Annotated in this window: 17 protein-coding genes; 14 read left to right on the top strand and 3 right to left on the bottom strand. The window is 63.3% G+C overall.

Annotated elements, in window-relative coordinates; all coding sequences use genetic code 11:
• The first annotated feature begins 66 nt into the window (after nt 1–66).
• From putA to C7C56_RS01265, 3 genes are all read left to right on the top strand, one after another.
• Nucleotides 67–3729 carry a trifunctional transcriptional regulator/proline dehydrogenase/L-glutamate gamma-semialdehyde dehydrogenase gene (gene putA / locus C7C56_RS01275; protein ID WP_106755717.1) on the top strand — a complete coding sequence of 1221 codons (3663 nt, stop codon included), beginning with the start codon at nt 67–69 and terminating at the stop codon, nt 3727–3729.
• Between the two features lie 113 nt (nt 3730–3842).
• Entirely contained in the window at nt 3843–4958 is a 1116-nt protein-coding gene (gene ald / locus C7C56_RS01270) for an alanine dehydrogenase (protein WP_106755716.1), read from the top strand.
• A gap of 112 nt (nt 4959–5070) precedes the next feature.
• Nucleotides 5071–5559 carry a DUF6328 family protein gene (locus C7C56_RS01265; protein ID WP_106755688.1) on the top strand — a complete coding sequence of 163 codons (489 nt, stop codon included), beginning with the start codon at nt 5071–5073 and terminating at the stop codon, nt 5557–5559.
• Between the two features lie 21 nt (nt 5560–5580).
• Here C7C56_RS01265 and C7C56_RS01260 read toward each other — a convergent pair whose 3' ends face one another.
• A complete protein-coding gene (locus C7C56_RS01260) occupies nt 5581–6372 on the bottom strand; it encodes a 5'-methylthioadenosine/adenosylhomocysteine nucleosidase (RefSeq protein WP_229457852.1) in 792 nt (263 codons plus the stop codon).
• A gap of 1008 nt (nt 6373–7380) precedes the next feature.
• Here C7C56_RS01260 and C7C56_RS01255 point away from each other — a divergent pair.
• Entirely contained in the window at nt 7381–8418 is a 1038-nt protein-coding gene (locus C7C56_RS01255) for an NAD(P)H-dependent flavin oxidoreductase (protein WP_106755715.1), read from the top strand.
• A gap of 11 nt (nt 8419–8429) precedes the next feature.
• Nucleotides 8430–10055: a GMC family oxidoreductase gene (locus C7C56_RS01250; protein WP_106755686.1), complete on the top strand. Its 1626-nt coding sequence runs from the start codon at nt 8430–8432 to the stop codon at nt 10053–10055.
• A gap of 9 nt (nt 10056–10064) precedes the next feature.
• On the opposite strand, the gene C7C56_RS01245 is transcribed toward C7C56_RS01250, so the two are convergent.
• On the bottom strand, nt 10065–10535 hold the full coding sequence (locus C7C56_RS01245; protein WP_106755685.1) for a hypothetical protein: 471 nt from the start codon (nt 10533–10535) through the stop codon (nt 10065–10067).
• A gap of 137 nt (nt 10536–10672) precedes the next feature.
• Entirely contained in the window at nt 10673–11830 is a 1158-nt protein-coding gene (locus C7C56_RS01240; protein ID WP_106755714.1) for an iron-containing alcohol dehydrogenase, read from the bottom strand.
• A 156-nt stretch (nt 11831–11986) separates the two neighbouring features.
• On the opposite strand from C7C56_RS01240, the gene C7C56_RS01235 reads away from it, so the two are divergent.
• The 9 genes from C7C56_RS01235 to C7C56_RS01195 all read left to right on the top strand — a co-directional run bounded on the left by C7C56_RS01235 (nt 11987) and on the right by C7C56_RS01195 (nt 19600).
• Nucleotides 11987–12757 carry a sulfite exporter TauE/SafE family protein gene (locus C7C56_RS01235; RefSeq protein ID WP_106755684.1) on the top strand — a complete coding sequence of 257 codons (771 nt, stop codon included), beginning with the start codon at nt 11987–11989 and terminating at the stop codon, nt 12755–12757.
• A 166-nt stretch (nt 12758–12923) separates the two neighbouring features.
• Nucleotides 12924–14855, top strand: a complete 1932-nt coding sequence (gene mnmG, locus C7C56_RS01230; RefSeq protein WP_106755683.1) for a tRNA uridine-5-carboxymethylaminomethyl(34) synthesis enzyme MnmG — start codon at nt 12924–12926, stop codon at nt 14853–14855.
• The gene (gene rsmG / locus C7C56_RS01225; protein ID WP_106755682.1) at nt 14852–15505 is read left to right on the top strand and encodes a 16S rRNA (guanine(527)-N(7))-methyltransferase RsmG; all 654 of its coding nucleotides are present in this window, start codon (nt 14852–14854) and stop codon (nt 15503–15505) included. The genes mnmG and rsmG overlap by 4 nt, the downstream gene beginning before the upstream one ends.
• A 115-nt stretch (nt 15506–15620) precedes the next feature.
• Entirely contained in the window at nt 15621–16391 is a 771-nt protein-coding gene (locus C7C56_RS01220; RefSeq protein WP_106755681.1) for a ParA family protein, read from the top strand.
• Between the two features lie 26 nt (nt 16392–16417).
• Nucleotides 16418–17302: a ParB/RepB/Spo0J family partition protein gene (locus C7C56_RS01215; protein ID WP_106755680.1), complete on the top strand. Its 885-nt coding sequence runs from the start codon at nt 16418–16420 to the stop codon at nt 17300–17302.
• Between the two features lie 77 nt (nt 17303–17379).
• Complete coding sequence (locus tag C7C56_RS01210; RefSeq protein ID WP_370660172.1) at nt 17380–17874, top strand: ATP synthase subunit I; 495 nt, start codon at nt 17380–17382, stop codon at nt 17872–17874.
• A gap of 4 nt (nt 17875–17878) precedes the next feature.
• On the top strand, nt 17879–18715 hold the full coding sequence (gene atpB / locus C7C56_RS01205; RefSeq protein ID WP_106755678.1) for a F0F1 ATP synthase subunit A: 837 nt from the start codon (nt 17879–17881) through the stop codon (nt 18713–18715).
• A gap of 88 nt (nt 18716–18803) precedes the next feature.
• On the top strand, nt 18804–19055 hold the full coding sequence (atpE, locus tag C7C56_RS01200; protein ID WP_106755677.1) for a F0F1 ATP synthase subunit C: 252 nt from the start codon (nt 18804–18806) through the stop codon (nt 19053–19055).
• Between the two features lie 74 nt (nt 19056–19129).
• Complete coding sequence (locus C7C56_RS01195) at nt 19130–19600, top strand: F0F1 ATP synthase subunit B (RefSeq protein WP_106755676.1); 471 nt, start codon at nt 19130–19132, stop codon at nt 19598–19600.
• The last annotated feature ends 2 nt before the right edge of the window (nt 19601–19602 follow it).

Raw genomic sequence — 19602 nt, 5'->3', positions numbered from 1 at the left:
CGCCATACCGGGCGCGGTCCGGCTGTGATTTCCGTTTTATTTTCAACACTTTAAGAAGACTTGTTCATGCAAACTGCCGCCGCCCCGGCCCCCGCCTTCGTTCCATTTTCCGCGCTGCGTGTGGAAACCCAGCATCAGCCGAGCGCGCTGCGCGCCGCCATCACGGCCGCCTACCGCACCGACGAGCCCGCCGCAGTCGGCGCGCTGCTGGCCCAGGGCGCCGGCGACGACGCCGGCGCCAACGCCGACGCCCGCGCGCTGGCGCACCGGCTGGTATCGGCGGTGCGCGAAAAACGCACCCGCGCCTCGGGCGTGGACGCGCTGATGCACGAGTTTTCGCTCTCGTCCGAGGAGGGCGTGGCGCTGATGTGCCTGGCCGAGGCGCTGTTGCGCATCCCCGACAGCGAGACCGCCGACCGCCTGATCGCCGACAAGATCAGCAAGGGCGACTGGCGCAAGCACCTTGGCGAATCGCCCTCGCTGTTCGTCAACGCGGCCACCTGGGGCCTGCTCATCACCGGCAAGCTGGTGGGCACGAGCAGCGAGACCGGGCTTGGCTCGGCGCTCGGCAACCTGATCACGCGCGGCGGCGAGCCGCTGATCCGCAAGGGGGTCGACCTCGCCATGCGCATGCTGGGCAACCAGTTCGTGACCGGCCAGACCATCGACGAGGCGCTCAAGAACAGCCGCGACAACGAGCAGCGCGGCTACCGCTACTCCTACGACATGCTGGGCGAGGCGGCCCTGACCGAGGCCGACGCCGTCAACTACTACGCCTCCTACGAGCGCGCGATCCACGCGATCGGCAAGGCCTCCAACGGGCGCGGCATCAAGGACGGCCCGGGCATCTCGGTCAAGCTGTCGGCGCTGCATCCGCGCTACAGCCGCGCCCAGCACGCGCGCATGATGGGCGAACTGCTGCCGCGCGTGCGCAGCCTGGCGCTGCTGGCCAAGCGCTACAACATCGGCCTCAACATCGACGCCGAGGAGGCCGACCGCCTCGAGATCTCGCTCGACATGATGGAGTCGCTCGCGTTCGACCCCGAACTGGCCGGCTTCGAGGGCATCGGCTTCGTGGTGCAGGCCTACCAGAAGCGCTGCCCGTTCGTGATCGACTTTTTGGCCGACCTGGCGCGCCGCAGCGGCCGCAAGTTCATGGTCCGGCTGGTCAAGGGCGCCTATTGGGACGCCGAGATCAAGCGCGCCCAGGTCGACGGCATGCCCGGCTACCCGGTCTACACGCGCAAGGTCCACACCGACGTCTCGTACCTGGTGTGCGCCAAAAAGCTGCTCGCCGCGGTTGGCCTGCTGTACCCGCAGTTCGCCACCCACAACGCGCACAGCCTGGCCGTCATCTACACCTGGGCCAAGCGGGCGCGCATCGACGACTACGAGTTCCAGTGCCTGCACGGCATGGGCGAGACCCTGTACGACCAGGTGGTCGGCGGCGCCAACCTGGACAAACCGTGCCGCATCTACGCGCCGGTCGGTTCGCACGAGACCCTGCTCGCCTACCTGGTGCGGCGCCTGCTCGAAAACGGCGCCAACTCCTCGTTCGTCAACCAGATCGTCGACGAGGGCGTTAGCATCGACACCCTGGTGGACGATCCGTTCGCCGCCGCGCGCGCCGACGGCGGCGCGCCGCATCCGGGCATCGCGCTGCCGCCGGCCCTGTTCGGCGGCGAGCGCGCCAACTCGGCCGGCCTCGACCTGAGCGACGAGTCCACCCTGCGCGCGCTCGGCGCCGCGCTGGCCCGGCCGCGCCAATGGCAGGCCGCGCCGCTGATCGACGGCGCCACCGGCGCCGGCGCGCCCGCGCTCGACATCGTCAATCCGGCGCAAAAGGCCGATCTCGTCGGCCGGGTGCGCGAAGCTTCGGCGGACGAGGTCGAAACCGCGCTCGCCGCCGCCGCCGCCTACGCGATGGACTGGCAGACCACGCCGCCGTCGCGGCGCGCGGCGATGCTCACGCGCGTGGCCGAATTGTTCGAGCGGCACCGCGACGAGCTGATGGGACTGGCCGTGCGCGAGGCGGGCAAGTCGCTGCCGAACGCGATCGCCGAGATCCGCGAGGCGGTCGACTTCCTGCGCTACTACGCGGCCCAGGTGGACGGCACCCAGAACCTGCTCGCGCTCGGCCCGGTCGCCTGCATCAGCCCCTGGAACTTCCCGCTCGCGATCTTCACCGGGCAGGTGGCCGCGGCGCTCGCCGCCGGCAATGTGGTGCTGGCCAAGCCGGCGGAACAAACCCCGCTGATCGCGCACCGCGCCGTCGAATTGTTCCGCGAGGCGGGGGTCCCGTCCGGCGCGCTGCAACTGCTGCCGGGCCGCGGCGAAAGCGTCGGCGCGGCGCTGTGCAACGACGCCCGCGTCAAGGGCGTGATCTTCACCGGCTCGACCGGGGTCGCACAACTGATCAACCAGACGCTCGCCAAACGCGCGGTCCGGGAGTCGGCCGACATCGCCCTGATCGCCGAGACCGGCGGCCAGAACGCGCTCATCGTCGACTCGTCGGCGCTGCCCGAGCAGGTGGTGCAGGACGTGATGAGCTCGGCCTTCGACAGCGCCGGCCAGCGCTGCTCGGCGCTGCGGGTGCTGCTGCTGCAGGAGGAGATCGCCGACAAGACCATCAAGATGCTCAGGGGCGCGATGCAGGAGCTGCGCGTCGGCAACCCCGACCGCCTCGAAACCGACATCGGCCCCGTGATCGACGCCCAAGCCAGGCAAGAGCTGCTGGATCACATCGCGCGCCTCAAGCCGACCGCCAAGAGCCACTTCGCGCTCGAGCTGGCGCCCGAACTGGCGGCCCAGGGCACCTTCGTGGCGCCGACCGTGCTCGAAATCGGTTCGCTGTCGGAGCTCACGCGCGAGGTGTTCGGCCCGGTGCTGCACATCATCCGCTACCGCCGCGCCGACCTGCCCAAGCTGATCGACGCGATCAACGCGAGCGGCTTCGGCCTCACGCTCGGGGTCCATTCGCGCATCGACGAGACCATCGACTTCGTCGCCTCGCGCGCCCATGTCGGCAACATCTACGTGAACCGCAATATCGTCGGCGCGGTCGTCGGCGTGCAGCCGTTCGGCGGCGAGGGCATGTCCGGCACCGGTCCGAAGGCCGGCGGCCCGCTCTACCTCAAGCGCCTGCAGCATGGCGCGCCGGCGCTGCTCCAGCACGACCGCCACGCCAGCGCCGGCCTCGAGGCCCTGTTGGCGTGGGCCCGCAACCACGGCCACCAGCGCGTCGTCACGCTGGCCGAACAATACATGCGCACCACGCTGTTCGGCAGCACACTGACGCTGCCCGGACCGACCGGCGAGCGCAACAGCCTCGCGTTCGCCAGGCGCGGCACGGTGCTGTGCGCGGCGGCCGACATCGGCGTGCTGCTCAACCAGTTGGCGGCCGTGCTGGCCACCGGCAACCGGGCGGTGGTGGTGGCGCGCTCGCAGGACGTGATACCGAACGGCCTGCCGCCGCAGGTCAAGGAGCACATCGAATTCGTCTCCAGCGTCGACGCCTGCAAGCACGGATTCCAGCTCGCGCTGGTCGAGTCTTCGCTGGTGGCCGGGCTGCGTCCGGTGCTGGCGGCGCGCTCCGGACCCATCGTCGGCGTGATCGACACCTCGGAGGAGGGTGCGATCCCGCTCTGGCGGCTGGTGGCCGAACGCGCCCTGTGCGTCAACACGACCGCCGCTGGCGGTAACGCAAGCCTGATGACGCTGGGCCTGTAATGATTGACGACTGTAATGATTGAAGAATTGGATGCGCGACATCCAAATTAAACCACCCGCCGGTCCGATTCCCGGCGCCGGCGGGCCAGTAGCAGCACATCTTGGAGGATGACATGATTGTAGGCGTACCAAAAGAGATAAAAAACCACGAGTACCGGGTGGGCCTGACCCCGCCGAGCGTACGCGAACTGACCCTGCGCGGCCACCAGGTGCTGGTGCAAAAAGACGCCGGTTCGGCGATCGGCCTGTCCGACGACCAGTATGTCGCGGCGGGCGCCAGCATTGTCGAGACGGCCAAAGAGATCTTCGCGCGCAGCGCCATGATCGTCAAAGTCAAGGAGCCGCAGCCGGGCGAATGCGCCATGCTCAGCGAGGGCCAGATCCTTTACACCTACCTGCATCTCGCGCCGGACCCGGAACAGACGGCGGCGCTGGTCAAATCGGGCGCGGTGTGCATCGCCTACGAAACCATCACCGGCGCCGGCGGCGGCCTGCCGCTGCTGGCCCCGATGAGCGAAGTGGCCGGCCGCATGGCGATCCAGGCCGGCGCCGCCCACCTCGAAAAATCGAAAGGCGGCATGGGTTTGCTGCTCGGCGGCGTGCCGGGCGTGGCCCAGGGCCACGTGGTCATCATCGGCGCCGGCGTGGTCGGCACCAACGCCATGCAGATGGCGGTCGGCACTGGCGCGCGCGTGACGGTGCTCGACAAAAGCATCGAGCGCCTGCGCCAGCTCGACCTTGTGTACGGCAACCGGATTTCGACCCTGTACTCGAACGCGCATGCGATCGAAGAATCGGTGCTGTCGGCCGACCTGGTCGTGGGCGGCGTGCTGGTGCCGGGCGCGGCCGCGCCCAAGCTGGTCACGCGCGCCATGATCTCGCGCATGAAGCCCGGCGCGGTCGTGGTCGACGTGGCGATCGACCAGGGCGGCTGCTTCGAGACCTCGCATGCGACCACCCATGCCGATCCGACCTACGTGGTCGACGGCGTGGTGCACTACTGCGTGGCCAACATGCCCGGCGCGGTGGCGCGCACCTCGACCTTCGCGCTCAACAACGCGACCATCGGGCACGCGGTCGCGCTGGCCGAAAAAGGCTGGCGCCAGGCGATGCGCGACGATCCCCACCTCAAAAACGGCCTGAACGTATGCCTGGGCAAGGTGACGTACGGCGCGGTCGCGGGCGCGCTCGGTTTCGACCACGTTCCGGCCGACAAAATGCTGGCCTGATGCGGTGGCAGCCATCGCGCCAGGCCGGGGCGGCGCGATGGCCTTCTAACGGGCTGTGCGAAATGGCCGGCGGTCGTATAATCGGACCCTGATCAGCCGTTATCAATCCGCCATGCCCCTCGACAAACAAACACAACCGACCGAACCGCTCGCGCCGCCCGACCTTAATGACGACGGTGATTTTTCCGACATGCTCAGCGAGTTGCGCATCCTGTTGCCGGGCGCGCAGATGCTGACGGCCTTCCTGATCATCCTGCCTTTCAACGGCGGTTTCAGGCAGATCCAGCACCTGGAAAAAATCATCTTCCTGGCGACGTTCGTGTTTTCGCTGGCCAGCCTGGTCCTGCTCAGCGGACCGGCGATCCAGCACCGTTTGATGCGTCCGCTCCAAGACCGCGCCCGCTTCAAGCGCATGGCCACCAGGCAGATCCTGTTTGGTGCGCTCAGCCTGGCTTGTTCGCTGATATTGGGAACCAACCTCGTGATATCCGAGGTGTTTGGCCTCGCCATCGGGCTGGGCATCAGCGGCATCATGGCCACACTCATCATTTGCGTGTGGTGGCTGTGGCCCGTCTATCTCAAGAATAAACACGGCTACTGATCCGGTCCCGCCCGGCGGTCGCTACCTGCTGGGCGCCTTGGCTTTCATGTCGACGCAGAATCGATGAATGATGTGCAAGGCATAGAGCGAGGCGACCGATTTCACAAAACGCAGAAAGTTGTTTCCTGCATCCTCATTCGCACTTTCGGAAATCGTCCTGATGCCCGCAAACGGCACGCCCAGTTCAAAACACACCTGGGCCACCGCCGCCCCCTCCATCTCCACCGCCAGCAAGCCCGGAAGCGATGCACCTAGCTGGGCGAGGTGCGCGCGGTTGCTGATGAACTGATCGCCACTGGCCACGAGCCCACGGTGCACCCGCGGCCATTCGAGTTTGAACTCGCGTCGATCCTTGCTTTGGATGACGCTGGAAAAATCGATGTCGAAGAAGTCGTCCGCCGCCTGCCCCAGTACATTGCTCAGCTCTGGATCAGGCTTGAAGTGCGATTGGCCCGTGAGCGGCACTTCAAATTTTGGAAACTGGGGGCGGCAGTCCATATCGTGTTGAACCAGTGCTTCCGCGATAACAACATCGCCGACACGCACCTTTGCATCGCCCGCGCCGGCGACGCCGGTGAAGATGATGTGGGTAACTTCGAACTTCTCCACAAGCACGGTCGCCGCCATCGCTGCGGCAACCTTGCCAATGCGCGAGACGACGCACACAGCCTCGATACCCCACAACTGGCCTAGTGAGTAGTCACGCATGCCGTGCGTGAGCCTGGCGGGGCCTCCCATGGCCTCTATTAAGCCCTTCTGTTCATCAGGGAGGGCGCTAATGATCCCCAAGCGCATTTTTTTTGACGTTTTCATAGGGTCTGCAAGCCTGCTTTTCGGGTGTTTCCGGGGTTGTTCACGGGGTTTGTCCTGTTTACTGTTTTATATAAAAGGTATGTATACAAATTTAGTAGTGATAGTAAACGACGCTTTTTTTGTGGATAAGTCAAAAAAAAGTAACAATATCATCGGTTTACGCGAATTTAAAGTAGCAGGATAAGCCTTGTATCCAACGGGGACGGTTGTTGGATAAAAACTTGCCTGTGGAAAAAGTAGTGACTTCTTCACAGTTCACCCTGTGGATATCCAGCGGCTTATCCACAGGCGTCCGTGAATCTGTGTCGAAAAGCAACATTATGCCCGTTTGATCTCAACCTTGAACATGCCTGCGTCAAGCTTAGGTTGACTAAAGTGCTTGTAGGCAAGGATCCATCTTGGCGAACGGTTTGGCGTGCATTCCTGTTAAGTTTCGATGACACGGGACGTGGACCGTTTTTTTTTCGTTTGGCGTGGCTTCAGGGTCGTCAAAAGTGGGGCCATTTTGTCTTCAGGGGGTCCAGGTGCCGTTTTAGGCCAAGATTGCGATGTCCGGGGTGAACGGTCTTGCAGTCGAGGTGGCGATGCCTTAGATGGCTTGTGCTTGCTTGTTCAGTTTTTCAGGATGAGGCTTTCTTTGGCCCTGGTCTTTTTTTTGATCTTCGGGGTTTGCTCGCGCTTCGCTGTCTTTTCTTGTTTACTCAAAAAGTGTGTATACAAGTTTAGTAATAGTTGTTAACAGGGGGTGTTTTCTGTGGACAAGCGTAAAAATTTGAAGGAGATCAATGGTTTATGAGAAGTATAACTGGCTTAGCTAGTCTGTATGCTCGAAGAACACTTTCTGGATAAAAAATGGCGTGTGGATAAAGTCTCGTTTATCCACAATCGATACCTGTGGATATGCATAGAGTTATCCACAGCCCGCTTGCGGTGTTCACAGCGCGGATTGGCGCTCCCTTGGTCGCGCCTTCTGCTAATCTTGTCATGTTCGCAGCCGAGGAGAAGCGCATGAATCTGCAAGCCTTGTGGAAATTTCCCATCATTCAAGGGCCGATGGCGGGCGGGGGTAGCACGCCTGCGCTTGCCGCGGCCGTATCGAATGCCGGTGGACTCGGTTCGCTCGGATGCGGCATGCTATCGCCCGACGCTATTGCCCAGCAGGTTGCCGAGCTGAGGAAATTGAGCGACCGGCCCTTCGTGCTCAATCTATTTATTCAGGACAGGCCGAGCCCGACTGCCGACGAGATTGTGCGTGGGACTCAATTATTGCGCCCCGTCTTCGAGGGTCTGGGTTGGGATTCGTTGCCGCTGCCGTCTTCCTGGTGCGAGGATTTCGCGGCGCAATTGGACACGCTGATAGCGCTCAAGCCGGCTGTCGGCAGCTTTACTTTCGGAATTCTCAACGAGGTTCAAATTGAACGGCTGCACGACGCCGGCATCATCGTGATCGGCACCGCGACCACGGTCGACGAGGCGCAGGCGTGGGAGGCCGTGGGTGCCGATGCGGTCATTGCGTCGGGTATAGAGTCGGGTGGCCACCGCGGCACCTTCATGGGGCCGCAGGAGGCGGCCAACCTGCCTGCGCGCGAGCTCTGGTCCGCCGCGGCGGACGAGGTGCGCATCCCGCTGATCGCCGCTGGCGGCATCATGACGGGGGTCGATATCAACGAGGCGCTTCGGCTCGGTGCGTGCGCGGTGCAAATGGGCACGGCCTTCCTTGTTTGCGACGAGTCCGGTATCAACCCGGCGTACAGGCACGCGCTTGTCAATGCGGGCGGTATCGACACCCGTTTGACCCGGGCCTTCACCGGCCGTTATGCGCGCGGCCTGGTCAACGGTTTTATGCGGCGCATGCAGGCGGTCGAGTCGCAGGTGCCCAATTATCCCGTGCAAAACGCCTTGACGGCGGGTATCCGCAAGGCGGCCGGGCAAAGCGGCGATACCGACAATATGTCGTTGTGGGCCGGGGCCGAAGTGCGCAGGGCCAGGCCGATGCCGTGCGCGCAGTTGATGCAAACCCTGGTCGCCGAAATGCGCACCCAATGAAGGAGTACTGATTGGAATCGGCAGGAGAATACGACTACATAATCGTCGGCGCCGGCACCGCCGGTTGCGTGTTGGCAAACCGCCTCACGAAAGACAAGAAGGCCAAGGTGCTGCTGATTGAAGCCGGCGGCAAAGATGATTACATCTGGATCCATATTCCGGTGGGCTATTTGTACTGCATCGGCAATCCCCGCACCGATTGGCTGTTCAAAACCGAACCGGACGCCGGCCTTGGCGGGCGCAGCCTGGTCTACCCGCGCGGGAAGGTACTGGGTGGAAGTTCCTCGATCAACGGCATGATCTACATGCGCGGGCAATCCCACGATTACGACCGCTGGGCCGAGGCCACGGGCGATCCGTCCTGGGCCTGGGACAAGGTGCTGCCAATTTTTATGCGCAGCGAGGATCACCACGCTGGCGCTTCTGACGAGCACGGCGTCGGTGGCGAGTGGCGTGTTGAGAAGCAGAGGCTGTCCTGGGAAATACTCGACGCCTTCCGCGACGCGGCCGAACAGAGCGGCATTCCCAAGACCGCCGACTTCAACCGTGGGGACAATGCGGGGTGCGCCTACTTCGAGGTCAACCAGAAACGCGGAATCCGCTGGAATACGGCGAAGGCCTTCCTCAGGCCGATCGCGTTGCGTCCCAACCTGACCATCATGACGGGATGTCATGTCGAGCGTCTGTTGATTCAAAATGGTGTCGTGGGCAAAGTCTGCCGCGGTGTCGAATTTACCGGCGGCGGGACGGCCTACCGCGCGCTCGCTCGCAGGGAGACTTTGCTCACTGCGGGCGCCATCGGTTCACCCCAGCTGTTGCAGCTGTCCGGGATCGGGCCCGCAGCGTTGCTGCATGGACTTGGGGTAGGGGTGCAGGTCGATTTGGCCGGCGTTGGCGAGAATCTGCAAGACCACCTGCAGCTGCGCATGATTTACAAGGTCGCGGGGGCGCGGACCTTGAATACGACCTCAGCCGGTTGGTTTGGAAAAATGAAGATCGGGCTCGAGTATGCGATGTTCCAAAGCGGACCGATGTCGATGGCGCCGTCCCAACTCGGCGCGTTCGCGCGGTCGACGCCGGCGCAGGCCACGCCCGACCTCGAATACCACGTCCAGCCGCTGTCGCTCGAAAGATTCGGCGAACCGCTGCACGCCTTCCCGGCATTCACGGCCAGCGTGTGCAACTTGCGGCCGACATCGCGCGGCCATGTTCGCATCGCCGGCGTCGATTCCTATGCCGCCGCGAGAATCACCCCCAATTACCTCAGCACCGCCGAGGACAGGACGACGGCCGCCGCGGCCCTGCGCCTGACGCGGCGCATTGTCGCGGCGCCTGCGCTGGCGCGTTTTTCGCCCGAGGAATTCAGGCCCGGCATCGGCTACAGCACGGAGGAGGAGCTGGCCCAAGCCGCCGGACTGATCGGGACGACGATCTTCCATCCGGTGGGCACGTGCAGGATGGGGCGCGTGGACGACCCGAACGCCGTTGTCGACAGCGCCTTGCGGGTGATCGGTGTTGGGGGACTGCGGGTGGTCGACGCGTCGGTCATGCCGTTTATAACCTCAGGCAATACCAACGCCCCGACCTTGATGATTGCCGAGAAGGCGGCGGCGCTGATCGCCGCCGCCTGGGTGTGAGCCCGCTTGCTATTTGCCGCGTGACAGCGTGGCCATCGTATCGACCAATTTTGCCGTCAGCGTGGCTTCGGCGAGCGTGCGCCCGCCCAAGGGAAGCATCAGTCGCGCGGTAGTGTCCGCCTTGCCGCTGCGGCGCATGAAATACATGGATTGCGTGCCGACCTTGACCGGGTTGACTTTGTTTTCCGGGCAGGCTTCGGCGTTCTCGGGATAGGTGTATTCAAGCACGCCGAGGGGTTTGCCCTTGAACACGCGGGCCGGTTCTATCGTGGCCTTGAGTGTAGGCGTGTTCGCTTGCGCCACGCGGCTGATGTTGACCACCTTGCCGACGAAGACCGCATCTGCGAGTCGGTATTCGGCGCTGGCCTTGACCAGCATCGTGGATGGCGTGCCGGGTGGCGGGGGCGGTTCGCATGCCAGGACGGGGAGGGAGAGGCAGACGGCGACGGCGGCCGGGGCGAACAAAATGCGGCTGGTCATAATGATCCTTCAAATGGAAACAGGCAGTTTGTTGTTACGTACACAATTAATGTTTTCGCCTGTTACGTTTGATAGTAGCTGATTTCGGACGCCATGTGTGTTTACTACGTTGTCTACGGGCAACGACTTTAAGCGGGCTAGAGCGCGGCCGAATAAATCGCGTGGGCGTCGGCGCGGTTCAATTCGCGCGGATTATTACCGAGCAGCCGGGTTTGCAGCATCGCGTCGTCGGCCAGGCGGTCGAGGTCGGCTTCGCCGATGCCAACTTGCCGGAGCGTCGTTTCGATCCCTGTCTGCGCTGCTACTTGTTGCATTGCAACAATCAGAGCGTTGGCGCGCGCTTCGACGGTGCCGGTCGCATGCGGCGCGACGATGGCCGCCAGGTCGGCGTACTGCTCGGATGCATGCTCGAGGTTGAAGCGCAGGACGTGCGGCAGGACCAGGGAATTGGACAAACCGTGCGGCACATGGAAGATGCCACCGATCGGGTAGGCCAGCGCGTGCACCGCCGCCACCGGCGCGTTCGAGAACGCCTGCCCGGCGAAGTAAGCGCCCAACAGCATTGCCTGCCGTGCCGCAAGATCGGCGCCATTCTCGCAGGCATTGACCAGGTTGGTCGACAGCAGGTGCAGGGCCTGCCTGGCCAGCATGTCCGACATCGGGTTTTTTTTGTGCTTGGTGGTGTAGGCCTCGATCGCGTGCACCATCGCGTCGATCCCGGTGGCGGCCGTGAGTGTGCGCGGCAGCCCGAGGATGAGCTCTGCGTCGAGCACGGCCATGTCGGCGTAGAGCTGCGGCGCTACCACGCCCATCTTGCTCGACTCCCCCGTCGTGACGATCGCGATGTTGGTGACCTCCGATCCGGTGCCGGCGGTGGTCGGCACTTGCACCAGCGGCAGCCGGTCGCCCTTGACGTTGCCGATGCCGTAGATCTGGGCCAATGCCTGCTCGCCGCCTGCCAGTACGGCGATCAGTTTGGCCACATCCATCGAGCTGCCGCCGCCAATGCCGATCACGATGTCGATTGCCGCGTCCCGCGCGGCGGCGACCGCGCGCAAGACCACCGCCTCCGGCGGATCTGCCTCGACGTCCGAGTAGACCATCGCCGCGATCCCGTGCGCCTCTAGACTAAGGCGCGGCGCGTCGACCAGGCCGGTACGTAAAAAGCCGGGGTCGGTCACGAGCATGGCGCGTCGTACCGACGGGAAGCGGTTGGCGACATGCTGTCCCATTTCCTTGACCGCGCCCGGGGCGGAGATCAGGTGGGCCACGGTGCTGAACGTAAATGGAGCGATGTGCATGCGGCTCTCGTCGGGGTGGGTTTGGCAGTCGGGGTGGGTTTGACATCAAGCTTACACCAATGTCGAGCGGCTCGGTCGCCTCTCGGCCACGGCTTTCTTTTGTACAATGTATGCCTCGACAGGCAGGCGATTCGCGTTAAGGGCAGCGTCATGGTGGATGTGGTATTTCTTTGCGTGGCAGCCTTTTTGGCTGGACTGGTCGACGCCGTGGTTGGCGGCGGTGGATTGATCCAGCTGCCGGCGCTGTTCTCGATATTCCCGAAGGAGGCGCCGGCCACGTTGTTAGGGACCAGCAAACTCGCCGGCATTTTTGGCACCGGTTCGGCGGCGATCGATTACGCGCGCAGGGTGAGGGTGGCTTGGAGCGCGGCGGCGCCCGCGGCGGTCGCGGCCTTCGTCCTCGCCTTCGCCGGGGCGTGGACCGTGACCCGCGTGCCCTCCGATTTCATGCGCACGCTGTTGCCGTTCGTGTTGGTGTTGGTGGCCGTCTACACCTTTCATAAAAAGGATCTGGGGTCGGTGCACGCACCGCTGCATACCGGATGGAACGAGCGGCTGGCCGCGGCCGGCATGGGCGCGTGCATCGGCTTTTATGACGGCTTTTTTGGCCCCGGCACGGGCAGCTTCCTAATCTTTCTCTACGTGCGGTTTTTCGGCTTCGATTTCCTCGGCGCCTCCGCCGCGGCCAAGTTGGTCAATGTCGCCTGCAATTTTTCTGCGCTGATGTGGTTTGGCTACAGCGGGCATGTTCTGGTGCAACTCGGGCTGCTGATGGCCGCCTGCCAGATCGCCGGATCGCTGTTCGGCACCCGGCTCGCGATCCGCAACGGCAGCGCCTTTGTGCGTAAACTGTTCCTCGTGGTCGTCTCCCTGTTGATCCTCAAGACCTCCTACACGGCGGTCATGACCTGGCTGAACTAGCCGTGGAGTGTTCCACGTGGAACATCGGACCGGTTTTCCCGCCCCGTCCGCTATGTTCCACGTGAAACAATAGTAGAGAGGGCGGCCCAATATCTGCCCAAAAAAGAGTCGTTGGAGCAAAAAGACTCTATAATCCGGCCTCATATCCTCGCTTCACACTTCCATCATGCTATTTCCTACAGAATTCGACGTCATCGTCGTCGGCGGCGGTCACGCCGGCACCGAGGCGGCCCTCGCCTCAGCCCGCATGGGTCAGAAGACTTTGTTGCTTACGCATAACATCGAGACCCTCGGCCAGATGTCGTGCAACCCGTCCATCGGAGGCATCGGCAAGGGGCACCTGGTCAAGGAACTCGACGCGATGGGCGGCGCGATGGCCATCGCGACCGACGAGGCGGGCATCCAGTTCCGCATCTTGAACTCGTCCAAAGGCCCGGCCGTGCGCGCCACCCGGGCCCAGGCCGACCGCATACTGTACAAGCAGGCGATCCGTTCGCGCCTCGAGAACCAGCCAAACCTGTGGCTGTTCCAGGGCGCCGTCGACGACCTGATGGTCGAGGGCGAGCGCGTGGTCGGCGCCGTGTTGCAGATCGGGCTCAAGTTCCCGGCCCGTTCGGTGGTGCTCACGGCCGGCACTTTCCTCGACGGGAAGATCCACGTCGGCCTGCAAAACTACTCGGCCGGCCGCGCCGGCGACCCGCCGGCGATCTCGCTCTCGGCGCGACTGAAGGAACTCAAGCTGCCGCAAGGGCGCCTCAAGACCGGCACGCCGCCGCGCATCGACGGGCGCAGCATCGACTTTTCGCAAATGGCGGAGCAGGGCGGCGACCTCGACCCGGTTCCCGTGTTCTCGGTCATGGGCACGGCCGCCATGCACCCGCGCCAGGTGCCGTGCTACGTCACGCACACCAACGCGCAGACCCACGACATCATCCGCGCCGGCCTCGACCGCAGCCCCATGTACACGGGCGTGATCGAAGGCGTCGGCCCGCGCTACTGTCCGTCGATCGAAGACAAGATCCACCGCTTCGCGGGCAAGGAGTCGCACCAGATCTTCCTCGAGCCCGAAGGCCTGACCACCAACGAGTACTACCCGAACGGGATCTCGACGAGCCTGCCGTTCGACGTGCAGATCGACCTGGTGCGCTCGATGAAGGGCATGGAGAACGCCTTCATCCTGCGTCCCGGCTACGCCATCGAATACGACTACTTCGACCCGCGCGGCCTCAAGACCTCGCTCGAGACCAAGGCCATCGCCGGCCTGTTTTTCGCCGGCCAGATCAACGGCACCACCGGCTACGAAGAGGCGGCCGCCCAGGGAATGCTGGCCGGTATCAACGCCGCCTTGCTCACCCGCGGCCAGGACGCGTGGGTGCCGGGCCGCGCCGAGGCCTACCTCGGCGTGCTGGTCGACGACCTCACGACCCAGGGCGTGGCCGAGCCGTACCGCATGTTCACCAGCCGCGCCGAGTACCGCCTGAGCCTGCGCGAAGACAATGCCGACATGCGCCTGACCGAAATCGGCCGCAAGCTCGGCGTGGTCGGCGACGCCCAGTGGGCCGCCTTCGAGGCCAAGCGCGAGGCGGTCGCGGTCGAACTCGAACGCCTGCGCTCGACCTGGGTCAACCCGCGCATCCTCGCCAGCGCCGAATCGGAGCGCGTGATCGGCCAGGCCATCGAGCGCGAATACTCGCTGGCCGACCTGCTGCGCCGTCCCGGCGTCGAGTACCAAAAGCTGATGAGCATCCAGGGCCTCGACGGCCAGTCGCTGGCCGGGCCCGGCGTGAGCGACAGCGCGGTCATGGAGCAGGTCGAAATCCAGCTCAAATACGCCGGCTACATCGACCGCCAGGCCAAGGAGGTCGAACGCCACGACCACTTCGAAAACCTCAAGCTGCCGGCCCAATTCGACTACCTCGACATCGGCGCGCTGTCGATCGAGGTGCGCCAGAAGCTCGACAAACAGCGTCCCGAAACCCTGGGCCAGGCCTCGAGAATATCTGGAGTGACACCGGCCGCGATCTCGCTTTTGCTGGTACATTTGAAGAAGCGCGGCGCCAAAGGCTTCACGCCCCTGAACCAGGAGCTGACCCAGTGAAGCATTTCGACCGCGCGGTAATCGGCCGCATCCTGGCCGACGGCATCAAAGAACTCAAGCTCGAGCTGGACCCGCAACAGCACGAGAAACTGCTCGACTATCTCGCGCTGCTATTCAAGTGGAATGCGGTGTACAACCTGACCTCGGTGCGCGACCCGCTGCAAATGGTCACGCACCACCTGCTCGACTCGCTCGCCGCCGTGCCCGCGTTCGCGGGCGCGGTCAGCGTGCTCGATGTGGGGGCGGGCGGTGGTTTGCCGGGCATGGTGCTGGCGATCGCGCGGCCCGACCTGAAGGTGGCCATGATCGACACGGTCCACAAAAAAACGGCCTTCCTGACCCAAGTGAAGGCCGAGCTCGGATTGACCAATGTAAGCGTGCACACGATGCGCGTCGAGCAGCTGCAGGTGCCCCACAAATACGACGTCATCACCTCGCGCGCCTTTGCCGACCTTTCCGACTTCGTCAACTGGTCGGGCCATCTGCTGGCCGAGGGCGGGCGATTCATCGCATTGAAAGGGGTGGAGACGCCGAGCGAGCACGAAAATTTGCCGGCACCCTGGAAAGCGACCGAATTGCGGCAATTGCAGGTGCCGGGCCTGCAGGCCGAACGCCACCTCGTGTTCATCCAAAAATCGGAAACCGAGTAAACCATATAAACCGAATAGTCGATTTATACCAAATAAACTAAATAAACCGAATAAACGGTTTAAATAGTATAAATGGTATAAATCATTATTGTTGCGTCCACGATAAGAATGAACCATGGCCAAGATATTTTGCGTTGCAAACCAAAAGGGCGGGGTGGGCAAGACCACCACCAGCGTCAACCTGGCCGCGGGCCTCGCCAAGCTTGACCAGCGGGTGCTGCTGGTCGACCTCGACCCGCAGGGCAACGCCACCATGGGGGCAGGCATCAACAAGGCGGGCCTGAAGGCCTCGACCTACGAAGTGCTGCTAGGCGAGGCCAACGTGGACGCCGCGCGCCAGCGCTCCGAGTCCGGCGGCTTCGACGTGCTGCCGTCGAACCGCGAGCTGGCCGGCGCCGAAGTCGAGATGGTCGAACTCGACCAGCGCGAACGGCGCCTCAAGGACGCGCTGGCCGTGGTCGACAAGGAGTACGACTTCATCCTGGTCGACTGCCCGCCGGCGCTGTCGATGCTGACCCTCAACGGCCTGTGCGCCGCGCACGGCGTGATCATCCCGATGCAATGCGAGTACTACGCGCTCGAGGGCTTGTCCGACCTTGTCAACACGATCAAAAAGGTGCACGCGAACCTGAACCCCGACCTCAAGATCATCGGCCTGCTGCGGGTGATGTTCGACCCGCGCATGACGCTGTCGCAGCAGGTCTCGGCGCAGCTCGAGGAGCACTTCGGCGACAAGGTATTCAAGACCATCATTCCGCGCAACGTGCGGCTGGCCGAGGCGCCGTCCTACGGCGTGCCCGGCGTTGTCTTCGACCCGCTCTCGAAAGGCGCGCAGGCGTACATCGCCTTCGGCGCCGAGATGGTCAAGCGAATCAAATCAATGTAATCAAAGTAATAGGACGGACACGAACCATGGCGACCAAAAAACTCAAGGGCCTCGGCCGCGGCCTCGAAGCACTGCTCGGCGGCGACGTCGACCTCAACACGGCCGACGCCGGCACGCCGTCGTCGCTGCCGGTGTCGCAGATGCAGGCCGGCAAATACCAGCCGCGCACGCGCATGGACGAGGGCGCGCTGGCCGAGCTGGCCGCCTCGATCCGCACCCAGGGCATCATGCAGCCGGTGCTGGTGCGCCCGGTCGGCCAGGACGTGCTGACCGGCGCCATCAAGTACGAGATCATCGCCGGCGAGCGCCGCTTCCGCGCGGCCCAGCTGGCCGGGCTCGACCAGATCCCGGTGCTGGTGCGCGACGTCGACGACCAGGCCGCCGCCGCGATGGCCCTGATCGAGAACATCCAGCGCGAGGACCTCAACCCGCTTGAGGAGGCGCAGGGGATCGGACGGTTGATCTCGGACTTCAGCTTCACGCACGAGCAGGCGGCCACCGCGGTGGGGCGTTCGCGCAGCGCCGTGTCGAACCTGCTGCGCCTGATGAACCTGGCGCCGCCGGTGCAGACCATGCTGATGGCCGGCGACATCGACATGGGCCACGCGCGCGCGCTGCTGGCGGTCGACGCGGCCAGCCAGATCAACCTGGCCAACCAGGTGGTCGCCAAACGCTTGTCGGTGCGCGAAACCGAAAAGCTCGTCACGCGCACGATGGACGAGCAGGCCAACCCGCCGACCCCGCGCGAGAAGGAAAAATCGGGCGACATCGCGCGGCTCGAGGAGGAGTTGTCGGACAAGCTGGCCACACCGGTGCTGTTCAAGATGGGCAGCAAGGGAAAAGGGCAGATGATCATCGATTTCGCCGACCTCGATGTGCTCGACGGGGTGCTGGCGCGCCTGCGCGCCTGACGCAGTTGCCCATCAATAATTGTGTTGCGCACGAGGAACTAATCCTCCGGCGGTGATGACTGCCCCGAATTAGGAGGATGGCACTAAAATCAGGTGGCATATCACCACACTTTGCCTCTTGCGCGGTGCAGCAACGTTTGACGCATAAGGGCGTATCGCCTTATAATCCCGCTGATTCACTTAAACCCAACAGTCGAAACAGCTTATCCGATGGCTGGCGCGAAGAACAAAAAATGCTGCGCTTAGTCTCCCTGCAATTGATCGTGACCGTGGTCGCCGGCCTGGTCGCCGGGCTTCTGGGAGGGTGGCACGCGCTGGTGTCCGCGCTATTCGGCGGTTTGTGTTGTGTGGTGCCGAACGCGATCATGGCGGGGCGCCTGTTCCTCAACACGATGCGCCCGGGCGGCGCCGACCCGATCTCGTTTTTTATTTGGGAATTCATAAAGATTGCATTGACGGTGGCGCTGATTGGCGCGGCCGCGTGGCTGTACCGCGATTTGAACTGGTTCGCCCTGCTGGGTGGCTTCATCGTGGCGCTCAAAAGTTACATCATTTTATTATTTAGGCACTGACACCATGAGTTCAACAGTTGAAGGCGCAGCGGCGCACGCACCAACCGCGTCAGAGTACATCAAGCACCACCTGCAGCATTATTCGAACCACCACCAGACATCTGTGGTCGATTTCTCCGTTATCAATATGGACACGCTGTTTTGGTCCATTTTCTGCGGCGTGCTCGGCAGTTTGCTGATGTGGATGGCCGCGCGCCGCGCCACCTCGGGCGTGCCGGGCCGCTTCCAGGCCGCCGTCGAAATTCTGTTCGAAATGGTCGACAACCAAGCCAAGGCCATCGTGCACGGCGACCGCAGCTTCATCGCCCCGCTGGCGCTGACCGTGTTCGTCTGGGTCGCCCTGATGAACTCGATGGACTTCCTGCCGGTCGACGCGCCGTCGGCCCTGATCAACCTGCTTGGGCTTGGCACCGTGTTCCCCTACCAGCGCGTGGTTCCCACCGCCGACCTGAACGGCACCATGGGCATCGCGCTCGGCGTGTTCGCCCTGATGATCTACTACAGCATCAAGATCAAGGGCTTCGGCGGCTGGATGCACGAATTGTTCGCCGCCCCGTTCGGCATCGCCATGGCGCCGTTCAACCTGCTGTTGAACATCATCGAGTACGCAGCAAAAACCGTGTCGCTCGGCATGCGACTGTTCGGCAACATGTTTGCTGGCGAACTGCTGTTCATGTTGATCGCTTTGTTGGGTGCGATGGCAACCACGTTCGGCTTTTTCGGCCACGTGATCGCCGGGTCGATCTGGGCTATTTTCCACATCCTGATCGTGTTCTTGCAGGCATTCATCTTCATGATGCTCACGCTGGTGTATCTCGGCCAGGCGCATGAGGGCCACTGACCGGCGCGGCACGACCGGCATTCAAAGATAGTTGTAGTAACCAAGTTTGATTTTTAATTTTTTTATTTTACTTTTTGAAGGAACACTCATGACTGACCTTTCTTTTGTTGCTCTGGCTTGCGGTTTGATCATCGGCCTGGGCGCCATCGGCGCCTGTATCGGTATCGCTATCATGGGCGGCAAATACCTCGAAGCTTCGGCGCGTCAGCCTGAACTGATGAACACCCTGCAGACCAAGATGTTCCTGCTCGCCGGTCTGATCGACGCCGCGTTCCTGATCGGTGTTGGTATCGCAATGCTGTTCGCATTCGCAAACCCGTTCGTCCCACCTGTAGCCTAAGTTCGGCACTTCGCTGGTAATGAATTGCCGAACCCGCCGGGTTCGGCATCCGTTTTTTTGAGAAGGATATTCCCGTGAACTTAAACGCAACCTTGTTTGCACAGTTCGTGGTCTTCTTCATCCTGGCGGGCTTCACGATGAAATTCGTGTGGCCGCCACTGATGAAAGCGCTCGACGAGCGCGCCGAGAGGATCGCGAACGGCCTCGCCGCCGCCGACCGTGGCAAGGCCGAGATGGCCGCCGCCGCCAAGACCGCCCAGACCGAACTAGCAGCGGCCCGTGACGAAGGCCAGAAGCGCATCGCCGACGCCGAAAAGCGCGCCCAGATGATCGCCGACGAAATCAAGGCGAACGCCCAGGCCGAGGCGGTCCGCATCGTCTCGCAAGCCAAAGCCGATGCTGACCAGCAACTTGCCAAGGCCAAGGAAGCGCTGCGCTCGCAGATCGCCGGCCTGGCCGTCAAGGGCGCCGAGCAGATCCTCAAGCGCGAAGTGAACGCAGCGGCCCACGCCGACCTGCTGTCGCAATTGGCTGTCGAGCTGTAACC

Origin of the sequence: Massilia glaciei (assembly GCF_003011895.2) — a bacterium.
GTDB classification, from domain to species: Bacteria; Pseudomonadota; Gammaproteobacteria; order Burkholderiales; family Burkholderiaceae_D; genus Telluria_A; species Telluria_A glaciei.
Note: the sequence above shows the minus strand (reverse complement) of the source record. Positions and strands in the feature narration are given on the sequence as shown.